General features: G+C 61.3%; 12 protein-coding genes. 3 read left to right on the top strand and 9 right to left on the bottom strand.

The window, feature by feature from the left end:
* The first annotated feature begins 178 nt into the window (after window positions 1-178).
* A complete protein-coding gene (gene sppA, locus VKS22_11980) occupies window positions 179-1,999 on the top strand; it encodes a signal peptide peptidase SppA (GenBank protein ID HLW71328.1) in 1,821 nt (606 codons plus the stop codon).
* A 5-nt stretch (window positions 2,000-2,004) separates the two neighbouring features.
* On the opposite strand, the gene VKS22_11975 is transcribed toward sppA, so the two are convergent.
* Window positions 2,005-2,637: a hypothetical protein gene (locus tag VKS22_11975; protein HLW71327.1), complete on the bottom strand. Its 633-nt coding sequence runs from the start codon at window positions 2,635-2,637 to the stop codon at window positions 2,005-2,007.
* A 283-nt stretch (window positions 2,638-2,920) separates the two neighbouring features.
* On the opposite strand from VKS22_11975, the gene VKS22_11970 reads away from it, so the two are divergent.
* A complete protein-coding gene (locus VKS22_11970) occupies window positions 2,921-4,045 on the top strand; it encodes an amidohydrolase family protein (GenBank protein HLW71326.1) in 1,125 nt (374 codons plus the stop codon).
* Between the two features lie 101 nt (window positions 4,046-4,146).
* On the opposite strand, the gene VKS22_11965 is transcribed toward VKS22_11970, so the two are convergent.
* Entirely contained in the window at window positions 4,147-5,874 is a 1,728-nt protein-coding gene (locus VKS22_11965) for an amidohydrolase family protein (protein HLW71325.1), read from the bottom strand.
* Between the two features lie 207 nt (window positions 5,875-6,081).
* Here VKS22_11965 and VKS22_11960 point away from each other — a divergent pair, with 207 nt between their 5' ends.
* Window positions 6,082-7,209 (top strand): LLM class flavin-dependent oxidoreductase, encoded by a 1,128-nt coding sequence (locus tag VKS22_11960; protein ID HLW71324.1) that lies wholly within the window; start codon window positions 6,082-6,084, stop codon window positions 7,207-7,209.
* Between the two features lie 62 nt (window positions 7,210-7,271).
* Here the strand turns inward: VKS22_11960 and VKS22_11955 are convergent, their stop codons facing one another.
* The 7 genes from VKS22_11955 to VKS22_11925 all read right to left on the bottom strand — a co-directional run bounded on the left by VKS22_11955 (window position 7,272) and on the right by VKS22_11925 (window position 13,263).
* On the bottom strand, window positions 7,272-7,940 hold the full coding sequence (locus VKS22_11955; protein ID HLW71323.1) for a haloacid dehalogenase type II: 669 nt from the start codon (window positions 7,938-7,940) through the stop codon (window positions 7,272-7,274).
* Between the two features lie 27 nt (window positions 7,941-7,967).
* Window positions 7,968-8,396: an MAPEG family protein gene (locus tag VKS22_11950; GenBank protein HLW71322.1), complete on the bottom strand. Its 429-nt coding sequence runs from the start codon at window positions 8,394-8,396 to the stop codon at window positions 7,968-7,970.
* Between the two features lie 194 nt (window positions 8,397-8,590).
* Window positions 8,591-9,283 (bottom strand): urate hydroxylase PuuD, encoded by a 693-nt coding sequence (locus VKS22_11945; protein ID HLW71321.1) that lies wholly within the window; start codon window positions 9,281-9,283, stop codon window positions 8,591-8,593.
* Between the two features lie 174 nt (window positions 9,284-9,457).
* On the bottom strand, window positions 9,458-9,991 hold the full coding sequence (locus VKS22_11940) for an OsmC family protein (GenBank protein HLW71320.1): 534 nt from the start codon (window positions 9,989-9,991) through the stop codon (window positions 9,458-9,460).
* Between the two features lie 25 nt (window positions 9,992-10,016).
* Complete coding sequence (locus tag VKS22_11935; GenBank protein ID HLW71319.1) at window positions 10,017-11,183, bottom strand: cobalamin-independent methionine synthase II family protein; 1,167 nt, start codon at window positions 11,181-11,183, stop codon at window positions 10,017-10,019.
* Between the two features lie 210 nt (window positions 11,184-11,393).
* Complete coding sequence (locus VKS22_11930) at window positions 11,394-12,032, bottom strand: peroxiredoxin (protein ID HLW71318.1); 639 nt, start codon at window positions 12,030-12,032, stop codon at window positions 11,394-11,396.
* Between the two features lie 298 nt (window positions 12,033-12,330).
* Window positions 12,331-13,263 (bottom strand): alpha/beta hydrolase, encoded by a 933-nt coding sequence (locus tag VKS22_11925; GenBank protein ID HLW71317.1) that lies wholly within the window; start codon window positions 13,261-13,263, stop codon window positions 12,331-12,333.
* Window positions 13,264-13,398 lie beyond the last annotated feature (135 nt).

Genomic DNA, 13,398 nt, shown 5'->3' with positions numbered 1-13,398 from the left:
GCTTTCCCTGCTCCTCCATCCCTGCTATCGCTTTCCATGGCGTCATCCTCCGGCACCCGCCGCCTAGCGGGTGTGAGTTGTGGCTCAACTCGCCGGATCTTGACGCCTTTTCACTTTTCCACCAACTTCCCGACACTACCGAGCGCGAAATCCGCGATCACAAGGAAAAGAGTAGCCGATGAAGTTGCCAGGTTTGAACATGATGCGGTTGTCTCGCAGTGCGCGCCTTGGAATCGTTGCAGCCGCGTTAATCGCGCTCGGCGCTATCGCGCTCGAGCGCGGATGGCACGTGACGGGAGCGCTGTCACTGCTCGCGGCCGCGGCGCTGATAGCGGTTTTCTACGCACTGCTCGTTCGGCCGGCGCGGATTCCCGCCGACGCGGTGCTGACGCTTCGCATCACCGACGGCCTGCGGGAAGACGCACCGCGCTCGCCGCTCGAACAGTTGCGCAACCGCGGCAGCGTAACCCTGATCCAGATTCGTCAGGCGCTCGAGGCCGCGGCTCACGACGCGCGTCTGAAGGCCATTATCGTCGAGCTTTCCGCGCCGGGAATTGGGCTCGCCACCGCGCAGGAGATTCACGATCTCCTACGCAGCGCCGTCGCCGCAGGAAAGCGCGTGGTGGCGATCGCGAGCGGCGATTCGCTTTCAGTCCGCGACTATCTGCTCGCCTCCGGCGCCGGCGAGATCGTGGTCTCGCCCGACACCGCTATCCTGATGCTGGGTGTTCGCGTCGGCTCGATTTTTCTCAAAAACGCGCTGCTCAAACTCGGGGTCGAAGCGCAGACCCTGCAATGGAAAGAGTACAAGGGTGCGGCCGAAACCTTCAGCCGCGACTCGATGTCGCCGCAGTTGCGCGAAAGCCTCGAAGCGATCGTCGGCGATTGGAGCACGATCCTCGCCGAGAATGTCGCGGCGGCGCGCAACCTCGCGGTCGATCGCGCGCGAGAGTTGCTCGGCGCAGGCTTTATCACCGTGCAGGCGGCCTGCGCGGCCGGCCTAGTCGATCGCGCAGGCTATATCGAAGACCTTCGCGACGAACTGGATCCCGAAGGAACGGAAAAGAAATTTATCGGCCTCGCCCGCTATCTGCGCCATCTAAATTACCGCAGCGATGACGGGCGACGGCCGCGCCTCGCGCTAATCCACGGCCTCGGTCCGGTAGTTACCGGGGCCGGACCGATGTCCGGCGAGTACCTCAGCGGCGAGCAGGTCGCGCGCGATATCCATCGCGCCGCGCGCGACGAAAAGGTCCGCGCGATCGTCTTTCGGGTCAATTCGCCGGGCGGCTCCGCCGTCGGCTCCGACCTGGTTTGGCGGGCAGTGCGCGACGCGCGCAAGCGCGGCAAGCCGGTCGTCGTCTCGATGGGCGACGTCGCCGGTTCGGGCGGCTACTACGTCGCGATGGGCGCCGATGCGATCGTTGCCGAGCCCGCGACGATCACCGGATCCATCGGCGTCGTGTATACAAAGTTCAGCGTCCCGGCATTGCTCGAGCGGCTCGGTATCGGTATCGAGTCGGCGAAGTCCTCGCCGATCAGCGACGTCTTGTCCCCCGCCCGCGCGATGACGGAGGCCGAGCTGGCGCAAATCAACCAGACGATTGGAGAAATTTACGCGAATTTCACGGCTAAAGTTGCCGAGGGGCGGAATCTCGACGGTGCCGCGACCGAGGCCCTCGCGCGCGGACGCGTGTGGAGTGGCGTCGCCGCCAAAGCGCACGGGCTGGTTGACGAACTGGGCGGCCTCGATCGCGCGATCGCGATTGCCCGCCTCAAGGCCGGAATCCCGGATGATGAAGCCCATCAGCTCATGCCCTACCCTACCCCCGGCCTGCTCAACGTGCTGACTTTGAACTTCTCGCGAGCCGACGACCTGTCGTTGCTGGCGACGGTCGCCGCCGCGCTCGAAATGCCGCCGCGCTGGGTGCCGGCCCTGCTTCACCTGATGACTCGCAGCGGCTCCCGAGTTCTCCATCTCTGCGATCTGTGGGGATGAGGACGCTACCCTACGACGAAAGCGGCAGCATAGATCGGCCGGCCCTCTTCGATGAATTTCCTGGCGAAGCCGGTGAGTGACGCTCCGGGCACTGTGCTTCCCGTCCTGATAAAGCCCACCGCTTCGAGCGTCAGGAAGATCACGCGGGCATAATTCTGGACGTCGGTCGCGACGTAGAGCGGCGCGTCAGGCGCGAGCACGCGCACGAGGCCGCGCGCAAAGTCCGGCGTGAACAGCCGATGCTTGGCTTGGCGGTCCTTTGGCCACGGGTCAGGAAAATAGATGTGGCAGGCGCTGACGCTGCCCGCCGCGAGCATCAGATGAACCAGCGGACGCGCGTCCATCCGGATTACGCGGAGATTGCTCAGGCCGCGCCGGCCCGCCCGCACCGCCATGAGATGCGCGACGGTGGCCGCTAACTCGATCGCGAGAAAGTTACGCTCGGGCGCCGCAGCGGCGCGTTCAAGGATGAAGTCGCCGCGCCCGGCGCCGATCTCCAGCTCGAGCGGCGCCTCGCGTCCGAACAACTCGCGCGGCTCGACGGTGAAGTAATCCGCCCGGCCCGCGGCTATGATTGGTGCGGCGGCCGCGCGCGCTTCATCGCGCCATAATCGCGCCGCTTTTCGCATCCTCGCCATGCCTTAATCGATGACCCCGGCCTGCGTCTCCCTTATGGCCTGCTCAGATTCAGACGGCTGGTGCTTAGATTGCAGTTCAGGGGCAAGCTTTGTAAGCAGGACGGTTGGTAGCGACGGAAATTCAGCAGCATTAAACGAGCTTTGAGTTTCTAGATCGCGCGCGGCTCGGGCCCGAAGCTTGCGTGACTGAACAGATATGCCGTATACACGGTGAGAACGGAACCTCGATGGAAATTCCGGCTTTGGTTACCCTCGTGCCCGAATTTGTCAGGGAGGAAATATCATGGAAGTTATCGACGTAGACAGTCACGTAACCGTGACAAAAGGGCTCGAAGGAACCCCGTTTCATGTCAATATCCTTCCCGACGGCGGCCACGGCTTCGAATTCAATAAGACCGGGTTGCGGTTTGCGCCACCCAACGGCATGATTCCGCGCGGCGGCAAAGAAGCTATTCCGGCCCGGAGCTTCTGGGATCTCGACCGCCGCCTTGAGGATCTCGATCGCGACGGGATCGACAGGCAAGTGCTGATCTTTCACACCGCGCACGTCTTTTACGGCGCGGATCGGGAGGTGGCGATCAAAACCGCGCGCAAGTACAACGACGGACTGGCCGAGATGATCGCGACCTGCAAAGCGCCTAGCCGCTACCTGGGCGCCGCGCCGCTGCCGATGCAGGATCCCGCCGCCGCGGCGGACGAAGCGAAGCGCGCGGTAAAGGAACTTCACATGCCGGTCGTGGTGATCGGTACGAACGTGCGGGGGAGAAATCTGGATATGCCGGAATTCGAGCCGTTTTTCGCCCGCATCAATGAGTTGAACGTCCCGATCATCATCCACTCCGACGGGCTGACGGCGTATCAGACTCATCCGGCCGCAGGTGAGCGCACCGGTTGGTTGAATCGCACCGGACGCGTATTCACTGTCCGGAATGTAGAAGAGCCCGCGCCCGCTTACCCGATCTGGTGGATGCTGACCCATCCGTTCGAGCACATGATTGCGATCACGCGGATCATCTACAGCGGTATGCTCGACCGCTTTCCCAATCTCAAATTCATTTTCGAAGAAGGCAACGTCGGCTACGCGCTCTATCTGTTTGACCGTCTCGAGGAGGGCTGGGAATTCGGCGAGATGCTGAATGGCCCGCGCATCCATCTGAGCGGCCCAAAGAAACACCCTCTCGACTACCTCGAGCACTTCCATTGGGCGGTCGAATCGGAAGATTCGCTCATCGGCGAAGCCATCAAGCGCTGGGGCGCCGAGCGCGTCCTGTTCAGCTCCGATTATCCTCACTCCGACACACCATGGCCCAAAAGCGTCGCCGAAATGAAGAAAGCGTTGTACGGCTTCTCCGCCACTGACGTCGCGAAAGTGATGCACGATAACGCGGCTCGTCTCTTGCATCTGTAAGGGCTGGAGCAATAACAGAAACTTCCACGCCCTCGATTTGGCAAAATAATCGGGCAGTGCAGCGCACCGCCCGATTATTTTGCCGTCGATGTGAAGAACGATCAGGCTTTGCCGTGGCGCAGGAGCTGGCCCGGTGTCGCACCGGTGCACTTGCCCTCGGCAAAAGTCTCGACCCCGTTTACGATGATCGAACGATAGCCCTTCGGCCGCTGCACGCGACGCCATTCCCCGCCCGGCAGGTCGTGGACGACCTCGCCGATCCAATCGGGCTCGACGCCAAGACCGTTGAGATCATAGACCACGACATCGGCCGCAGCGCCCTCGCGCAGCACGCCACGATCGCGAAAGCCGGCCGCGTGTGCAGGCAGCGCCGAGAGCCGGTAATGCGCCTCTTCCAGCGTGACCCTACCCTCGTCGCGCACCAGCCAGCGGAGGAAATCGGTGGTGAAGGCTCCGCCGGTGAAGAACTTCGTATGCGCACCGCCGTCCGAGACGCCCGGGAAAGTGAACATTGAGTTATTGATGATCTCGGCGTTGAACTCGGCATTGAACTTCGGCTCGGGCTGGAGGAACTCGGCCTTGAGATCGGTCGCTAGCGCAAGATCGAGCATGACGTCCACCGGATGCCGGCCTTCCTCTTGCGCGATCGCGCCGAGCGACTTGCCGACATACTTTTCGAGCTCAGGATTGTTCTCGACCCATTGCACGATCAACTTGGGCAGCCGGCCGCCGATTCCCGGGGCGTTCTTGTCGAGCGCGTACATCGCGCGCTCGCTCTTGGCCGCTTCCCGCATCGCGGGCAGACGCATCTTGGCCGCGCGTTCCTCCTTCGTGCCGGTCAACAGATCGCGCCACGCGGCCGAGACGTCATAAAGGTTCCAGTGCTCGAGCGTAAAGGCGAAACCGCTGCGCACCGTCCCACCCTGCCCGAAGACCGGCAGCCCCTGCGCGCGCATCTTCTCGACCCACGCGAGGCTCTTGCGATGAATCTCGGGATTGCTCGGGCTGGCGGTGATCGCCTGAAACAGGATGGGCCGCTGCGCGGTCTCGGCGAGCTTCGCCACAAAGGCGAGATCCTCCTTGATATGTCCGGTCGCCTGCGTAATCTCGATGAAGCCCTCGTCGCGCTCGCGCAGCACGCGCGCGAGATTCAGGATGTCTTCGTCGCACATCGTATCGGTGACCATCGGCGAACCGTCGTAATCGGCCTGACCCGAATGACGGCCGAGACGCTGAATCGAAAAGCCGCACAGCCCGGCGTCGAGTCCCTCGGCAAGCAGCCGGCGCATCTCGGCGCGTTCGGCATCCGTCGCCGGACGGCTCTTAGCGGCGTCGAGCCCCATCACGTAGATCATCAGCGACGCGGTCGGCATGTACTGAATGCAGTTGACGCCCTTGGGCGCGCGGGTCAGCGAATCGAGGTACTGCGGAATTGTCTCCCAGTCCCAACTCATCCCGGCCTTCATCGAGGCATAGGGAATCGCCTCGGTGCGGGTCATCGTCAGCATCGAGCGCTCGCGGAAATCCGGTTTGACCGGCGCGAAACCGAACCCGCAGTTGCCGAGCACCAAGGAAGTTACGCCGTGCCATCCGGAGATCGTGCAATAGGGGTCCCAGCGAATCTGCGCGTCGTAATGGGTATGCAGATCGACAAAGCCCGGCGCGACGATCAAGCCGTCCGCGTCGATCGTTTGTTTTGCGAAGCCGGGCGCGCGTCCGCCGATTTGTGCGATCGCGCCGTCTTTGATCCAGACGTCGCCGTGAAAGCGCGGCACCCGCGTGCCATCGACGACTGTTCCGCCTTTGATATGTAGATCGAATTCCGCCACGTGAGTTCCCTCCTGAGTGGTAAGGACTAAGCCTGAAACGATTTGCGCGGTAAGCCGCGCTACTGTTGGATCTGCTCTCCTCTTATACGAAAACTGCTCCGCTTGCGCCAGCGCCGGCACGCGATCGGATTGAAGTCTTTTGCTTTTTTAGGCGATTCGTCACTAAAGTCGGAGAACGCTCACACGCATCCGCGCAGGGAGACCAAAATGAAAGTAGGAATGACGCTCCAACTGACCAGCTTCGGCGGCAAGCCGGACCTCGAGACTTATCAAGACGAACTCTCACTGATGGAGATGGCGGAGGGGCTGGGCTTCGACTCGGTCTGGTGCCTGGACCATCACTTCACCGGATATACGATGTCGCCGGATCCGACGCAGTTGTTGTCGTATGTCGCCGGGCGCACCAAACGTATCCAGCTCGGCACCGCGGTAATCGTGTTGCCGTGGCACGACCCGGTGGAGGTCGCGGAAAAGATTGCGCTGCTCGACGTGATCTCGAAGGGACGCACGATCTTTGGCTTCGGCCGCGGCGCGGCGACGGTCGAGTACGACGGCTTCCGCATCAACATGGAGGAGGCGCGCGAGCGTTTCGTCGAGGCCGCGATCATCGTGCGCAAGGGGCTCACGCAGGAGAGCTTCTCGTTCGACGGCAAGTACTACAAGATTCCCGAGATTCAGATTCGGCCGCGCCCGATTTCCCATCCGGAGGATCGCTTTTACGCCTCCAGTGTCAGCCCCGAGTCAGCCGAGATCATGGCGAAACTGGGCTTTGGCGTTTTGATCATCGCGCAGCGCAGCTGGGAGGACGCGGCGGCTGATTATGCGCGCTATCAGACTACCGCGCTCGCCAACAATATCACGCCGCGGCCGCCGATCAGTTTGCTCAACGTGCTGGTCTCGGAAGACGCCGCGGAAGCCGCGGATCTCGGGCACGTGCACATGGAAGCGATGTGGGACTCGATTGATAGTCACTATCACTTCTCCGACGGCCATCTGCGCGGGATCAAGGGTTACGAGTTTTACGCCAAGCTCGAAAAGACTTATGCCAAGCTGGCGGTCGACCAGGACGCCAAATCCAAGGCGGTCGAATTCTTCAAGAGCCTGCATGCGGCTGGCACCCCGGCGCAAGTGCTGGAAAAGCTGCGCTACGTCCACAATACCGTCCCACTCGAACATGTGATCGGAACCTTCGCTTTCGGGGGGCTGCCCTACCCGAAGCTGGAGAAGAGCTTCAAGCTCTTCGCTGAGAAGGTGTTGCCGGTGCTTAAGAACGATCCGGCCTTCCAATATCCGGAGCCGCGCGGCGCCGGCGCTGCGATGCACGTGAGCAAGTAGCCCTATCCTTCAGGTTGTTTTGAAGCGCTCGCGGCCCGGTGAACTCGGCCGGGCCGCGATGCTTAAGGCATCAGCGCAGCTAGCCGCTCCAGACTGCTCGCCACGAGATCGGGGCGCAGCGGCCAAGGATCGAAGACCGTCGCCGGATCGCGCTGGATCCAGGCCGCGCGCAGGCCCGCGTTCTTCGCGCCGATCACGTCGAAGGCGTTGCTCGAAATCAACCAGGTCGCGTCGAGCTCACGGCCGAGCCGTTCTGCGAGATAGCGATAAACCCGCGGGTCCGGTTTGAAGGTTTTGAGCTCATCGACGCTGATGACCGCGTCGAACTGGTCGAGCAAACCGGCGCCGCCGAGCAGTTTGCGCAGCGTCGCCTCGACCCCGTTGGAAAAGGCCGCTACGGTATGGCCTCGGCGCCTTAGTTCGAGCAGCCCGGCCAACGCGTCGGCGTATGGCGGCAGGCTCTGATAGGCCTCGAGCAGGCGCACCTGCTCGGGCTCTGCAAGCGCGATTTTCATACTGTCCAGAACGAAGCGGAGCGCGTCCCGCGTGCAGATGTCGAAATTCTCGTAGCTCCCCATCGCGGCGCGGCGGAAAGTATATTCGAGCTGCTTCGCGCGCCACATCGCGGCGATCGCTTCGGCGGCGTCGCCGGTCAGCGGGCGCAGATGATCGCTCATCCGTAACGGATCGATCAGCGTTCCGTAAACGTCAATCCCGATGCCGACAGCCATTGCCTTAATCCGATATTCGCCAGCTAATTATGCGAACGCCACTTCGATCAGCAGATGGATCGTCAGGGCGATCATCGCGATCAGGCCAATCGTGAATACGATTGTGCGAGCGGGCTGGACCGCGTTTATATAAAAGATCGTATGCAGGATGCGCGCGATGACGAAGACCACGCAATAAAGCTCAAAGGCGCCGACCGACAGATTGCCCGCGGCGACATAAATCCAAGCAAGGATCAGGAAGATCGGAATGTTTTCCAGGTCGTTGCGCCAGCAATTGGCCGCGCGCTCGACTGACGGCGCCTCTTTCGTTTCGAGTTTGCCGCCAAACAGCGGCGCATCTTCAGGAATAGTGAAGATTTTGCTGCTCACCCGTCCGCGCCCCTGCACGAGGGAGTTAGCAACCATTTTGAAGGTCAGGACGATTGCGGTCAGGGCATAGATTTTCAGCAGCGGCATCGAGGTGTCTCCCGTGGGCGAATTCTGACTCTCATATCGCCCCCTCCGCTATGCTGTAAACCCAAGCATTTTGCGAGCGGTTGAAAAAGTCCTCGCGCGCCACTGAGGTTTAGCTATTTCTCACCAAAGAAACGACGGCCGCCGACAACAATCGAGTTGCTGCCTGCGGCCGTCGTGCCGTCGTCTATAGACGCTTAACTGAACAACATCATGATGATCGCGGTCAAAACGATCCACAGAATGAAGCCCGCCCAGATGACCCCGGAAATCGAATCGAGCGGCTTCTTGGTAGCGCCTTGAGTGCCCACCAACGCATTGAGCTCAACCAGCGCGATAATTCCGCCGACGATTATAATCCACTCCCAAATGGCGTTCTGCGTGATTACCTGCGCAAGCGGATAGTGGCTGGCGGCGCCCATGAAGAAGAGCATCGGGATTGAGAACAGCACGTTGGTGCGCGAGGCGATCGACGCTCGACGTCCGGCCCCCGCCGCTGCGGGATTCGCCGGCGCGCCGCCCGCGACCGCGATCGCATTGGCGATCACGATCTTCTGCTTGGGCCAAATCACGAACCAGACGTTGGCCCACATCAGGATGCCCATTGTGCCGCCGGTGATGATCGCCACGTGCCACGATTGAAACGCCCGTCCGGACTGCCAGATAAAAAAGTAGCCCAGGCCGGCGATGATGGTGCCCATCGCGCCCCAGCGAAACCACCACAGGGCCCGCGGCAACAGCTTCTGCTGCGCGCCGCTGCGGACCGGCGGGTCGGTCTCGGCGAAAAATGGCGTCTGTACGAAATTGAAGTAGTAGAGCAGTCCGATCCAGGTGATGCCGAAAAGAAAATGCGCCCAGCGCAACAGCATCAAGACAGCAGCCATTCCCATATCAACAACCTCCCCGTTCGCGTCTAGTCCCTTACTTCGTGGGAACTGCGTGTTTGTTTCGCACAGCCCGATCACATTTGCAACGCCGTCCGCGCACTCTAATCCTCAAGCGTCGCGGCGGCGCCGAAAGCCTCACACAACGCCGTCAAGAATGAGAAAGCGACTAATCCCAGTTCAGACTTTCTCGAACTCGGGGATAATCTTGGTCGGGCGCGCGATCGTCTGCGTCACCGGCGAACCGTCGATCGCGGCCTGCCAGAGTTCGCGCAGAGTCTTTTCGTCAGCGTCAGCCCGCACGAAGCATTTCGCGGTGATCGTCGGATAACCGGGATTGCCGGCCGGCGCATGCCCGGCCCACTTCAGGATATTCTCGAAATTGCCTTCGAGCGCAATCTCGAGGTCGTGAATCTTGATTCCGCGCTTGGTGGCGTTGAGGACGTAGCCTACCGTCAGGCAACTCCCCATCGCCGCGAGCACCTGCTCATGCGCGCTCGCGGCAGAGTCGCTGGCGTCGAGGCCGTCCGGTTCGTCCATCTGCACCACGTGCTTGCGCATATAGGCCTTGGCCTTGAAGCCGCCCTGCCAGACCACGCGCGATTTCCAGGGGCCGGTGACGGCTTTCAGGACCTCGGGATCATCGCGCATCGAGTCGAGAATCGAGGTGATTTTATTGACCCGCAGTCCATTGAGTTCTTTTTCTTCGGTCATGATTAATCTCCGCTCGCGTTAAGGTTCAGGCGTATTCGCGGCGCAGGATTTCCGCGGCCGCGGCCACCGTCTGCAGTTTGCGATAGGCAATCTCCGGGGTATTCACGCAACGCTCGGCGAAAGTGCCGAAACCGCAGTCCGGATTAAGAAAAATCTTCTCGGGATCGAAGTACTTCAGCACCTCTTTGACCCGGCTGACGATCGCGCTGGGGCTCTCGATCTCGTCGGTGCGCGGATTCGCCACGCCGAGCCCAATCTCCTTCTCGTTGCGATATTCCTTGAAGACTTCCACTTCGCCGGCGCGCGGCGTCGCCATCTCGAGCACCAGCTGATCGACATTCATGCGCATCAGCCACGGCAGCAGCGGACCATAGTTGCCGGTCAGCAGCACATTTTCCTTGCGGCTCCAGTTGCCGCGGCAGACATGCACGCCGAAGCGCACATCCTTGAAGCCAGCGACGGTCTCGTTGACCAGCCGCACCGCGAATTCGAGTTCACTGGTTGGATCCGCACGCGAGCCCAGCGCCGCACACATGAAGGTCTGCTCGGCTTCGTCGCCATACACGACCTGCGAGATCGAGGGCTCGTCGAGCTGGATGAAATCCACCCCGAGCCGCTTCAACCCCTCGATCTCCCGCCGCAGAATCTGAACCACGTCCTTGGCCAGGTCTTCCCGCGACGGATAGGTCTTGTCCGAGAGCCCCTCGAACCAACTCGAACGCGTCAGCAGGTAGGGTCCCGGGATAGGGACCTTGGTCTGGCGGCTGGTATGGGCTTTGAGGAAGCGCGCCTCGTCGAGCGCGATGCCGTCCTCGCCGCCGCGCACCTTGTCCACCGCGATCGGGCTCTTGATCGCAAAGGCGGGCACGTCGAGCCCGCGCAGGATCTCTTCGAAACCCGCGCGGTCTTTCATGTAATCGAGCAGTTGGGAGAGCTTCATCAGGCGCATCCCGGAAAGCTTCTCAACCACGAAGGAGTAGAAGTTGTCGCGGCGCATTTCGCCGTCAGCAACAATATCAACGCCCGCGTCCTCCTGATACTTGATCGCGGTCAGCACCGCGTCATCGGCAATCCGGTTGAACTCCTCCGCGCTGATCTCGCCCGCCTGGCGCCGGCGCAAGGCCGCCACCAACCACTCCGGCCGCGTCCACGATCCCACTACGGTTACTGGAAAGAGCTTTTGCTTAGCCATTAAGTAAGCCTCGCTACACAAAATGCGAGGCCCACTCTTGCAGCGCGCGGCGAAATTGGCAAGTTTCGCGACCGCCGCGCCCGCGCATTCCGCAGGTTTCGTCGCTACGTCTCCGTATCGCTCATCGTCGAGCGTATTTTGCCATGCCGACACCCCAAAATGAAAAGTCCGGCCAATTCATGGCCGGACCTTTTTAATCGATGCGTAGCGTTACTTGTTGGGCTGCGGCGTCATCCGCAGATAGGGTTTGACCTCGCGCCAGCCCTTCGGAAACTTTTCCTTCATCACCTTCGGGTCGGTCAGCGAGGGCACGATCACAACCTCCTCGCCGTCCTTCCAGTCACCCGGCGTCGCGACCGAATAATTATCCGTGAGCTGCAGCGAATCGATCACGCGCAGGATCTCCGCGAAGTTGCGTCCGGTGCTCTGCGGATAGGTGATCATCAACCGAATCTTCTTCTTGGGATCGATCACGAAGACCGAGCGCACCGTCGTCGTATCGCTAAGATCGGGATGAATCATCTCGTACAAGGTCGCGACTTTCTTGTCGGCGTCGCCCAAAATAGGGAAGTTCATCTTTGTGCGCTGGGTCTCCTCGATATCGCCGACCCAGCCGTTGTGCGACTTGACGTCATCCACGCTAACCGCGATTACCTTGACGTTGCGCTTGTCGAATTCGGATTTCAGCTTCGCGACGATCCCAAGCTCGGTCGTGCAGACCGGCGTGAAATCCTTCGGATGTGAGAACAGCACCGCCCAGTGGTCGCCGATCCATTCGTAAAAGTGAATCGCGCCTTCGGTAGATTCCTGCGTGAAATCGGGAGCTATGCCACCTAGTCGAATTGCCATAAATATCTCCTGCATTATCTATTCTCGCACCCTCCCAAAGAGCGGCCGAAGAATAGATGACTTAGATTATCTTCTTTATCATGAACCATCGCCGCAACCCGGTCAAAGGGGGATTTCACCCTCCCACTGTCTCACGCGCGCTTTTTCTTGCGATGCTTGCGGGCCTCGCGAACCGCCGCCTTGAGCCGTTTCTCGCGCCGTTTACGTCGGCGCTTGATCTCGCGCTGCCGCTCTGATGCCATTTTTCTATTACGTCTCTCCTTTCCTATTCCTTCAAAATCGGCGGGCCGTCGCGCTGTCAACGCGCAAAAGCCGCACGCAGCTCGGCGCACGATTCATTCATCACATCCTTAGTGCGACTGAGAATATGGCCGAGGCTGAAAAATCCGTGAATCATCCCGAGGTAGTCGGAATGCTTCACTTTGACGCCAGCCTGCTGCATCTTCTGGGCGTAGGCGATCCCCTCGTCGCGCAGCGGATCGAACTCCGCGGTGATCACGAGGGCCGGCGGCAGCTTGCTGAAGTCGGTCGCGCGCAACGGCGAAGCATACGGTTTGGCGCCGTCGCCAGGGCTGCTGAGATAGTGGCCCCAGAACCAATCCATCGCGGCCTTGGTCAGCAAATAGCCTTCAGCGTTGGCCCGGGATGAGGGAGTATTGGGTTCGTAGTCGGTGACCGGATAGATCAGCAGCTGAAACGCAATCGCCGGTCCTTTGCGATCCCGCGCCATCTGCGCGACCACGGCCGACAGATTGCCGCCCGCGCTATCGCCGCCGACCGCGATCCGCTTGGGGTCGCCCCCGAGCTCCGCCGCATGCGCGCTGACCCAGACCGCGGCGGCATAGCAATCTTCCACCGGCGTCGGGAATTTATGCTCGGGCGCCAGCCGGTAATCCACCGACACGACGATGCATCCGGCCCCATTCGCGAGCGCGCGGCACGGGATGTCGTAGGCTTCGCAGTCGCCGATCACAAAGCCGCCGCCGTGATAGTAGATCAAAATCGGCAGCGGGCCTTTACCTTCCGGCGTGTAGATGCGGAGCGGGATTTTGACGCCGCCCTGCTCGATCACGCGATTCTCGACCTTTTTGATCGCTTCGCGCGGGCCGGGTGGCAGGAAGAGGCTTGACAGCATCGCGCGGGTCTCTGCAACCGGCAATGATCCGATGGGCGGCGCGCCGGCGTCGGCGGCCTGTTTGAGAAACGCAGCAGCTTGTGGGTCGAGCGGCATAGACGACTCCCTTCGCCCGGCCTGAGCGATCGACCGGGCAACCGTGGCAACTATAGAGGCAATGACCGGCGGTTGCCAGCCTCGCCGCGCCGCCTCGGCGTCGCAAAATCGCGCGCCTCCGCTTGCGGGTTGGTC

It is taken from the genome of Candidatus Binataceae bacterium (assembly GCA_035308025.1).
Classification (GTDB): domain Bacteria; phylum Desulfobacterota; class Binatia; order Binatales; family Binataceae; genus JAJPHI01.
This window is presented reverse-complemented; position numbering and strand designations above follow the sequence as displayed.

What these genes read in the sequence shown, in the direction of transcription:
- sppA (HLW71328.1), top strand. Translation starts at nt 179, where the DNA reads ATGAAGTTGCCAGGTTTGAACATGATGCGGTTGTCTCGCAGTGCGCGC.
- VKS22_11975 (HLW71327.1), bottom strand. Translation starts at nt 2,637, where the DNA reads ATGGCGAGGATGCGAAAAGCGGCGCGATTATGGCGCGATGAAGCGCGC.
- VKS22_11970 (HLW71326.1), top strand. Translation starts at nt 2,921, where the DNA reads ATGGAAGTTATCGACGTAGACAGTCACGTAACCGTGACAAAAGGGCTC.
- VKS22_11960 (HLW71324.1), top strand. Translation starts at nt 6,082, where the DNA reads ATGAAAGTAGGAATGACGCTCCAACTGACCAGCTTCGGCGGCAAGCCG.
- VKS22_11955 (HLW71323.1), bottom strand. Translation starts at nt 7,940, where the DNA reads ATGGCTGTCGGCATCGGGATTGACGTTTACGGAACGCTGATCGATCCG.
- VKS22_11950 (HLW71322.1), bottom strand. Translation starts at nt 8,396, where the DNA reads ATGCCGCTGCTGAAAATCTATGCCCTGACCGCAATCGTCCTGACCTTC.
- VKS22_11945 (HLW71321.1), bottom strand. Translation starts at nt 9,283, where the DNA reads ATGGGAATGGCTGCTGTCTTGATGCTGTTGCGCTGGGCGCATTTTCTT.
- VKS22_11940 (HLW71320.1), bottom strand. Translation starts at nt 9,991, where the DNA reads ATGACCGAAGAAAAAGAACTCAATGGACTGCGGGTCAATAAAATCACC.
- VKS22_11935 (HLW71319.1), bottom strand. Translation starts at nt 11,183, where the DNA reads ATGGCTAAGCAAAAGCTCTTTCCAGTAACCGTAGTGGGATCGTGGACG.
- VKS22_11930 (HLW71318.1), bottom strand. Translation starts at nt 12,032, where the DNA reads ATGGCAATTCGACTAGGTGGCATAGCTCCCGATTTCACGCAGGAATCT.
- VKS22_11925 (HLW71317.1), bottom strand. Translation starts at nt 13,263, where the DNA reads ATGCCGCTCGACCCACAAGCTGCTGCGTTTCTCAAACAGGCCGCCGAC.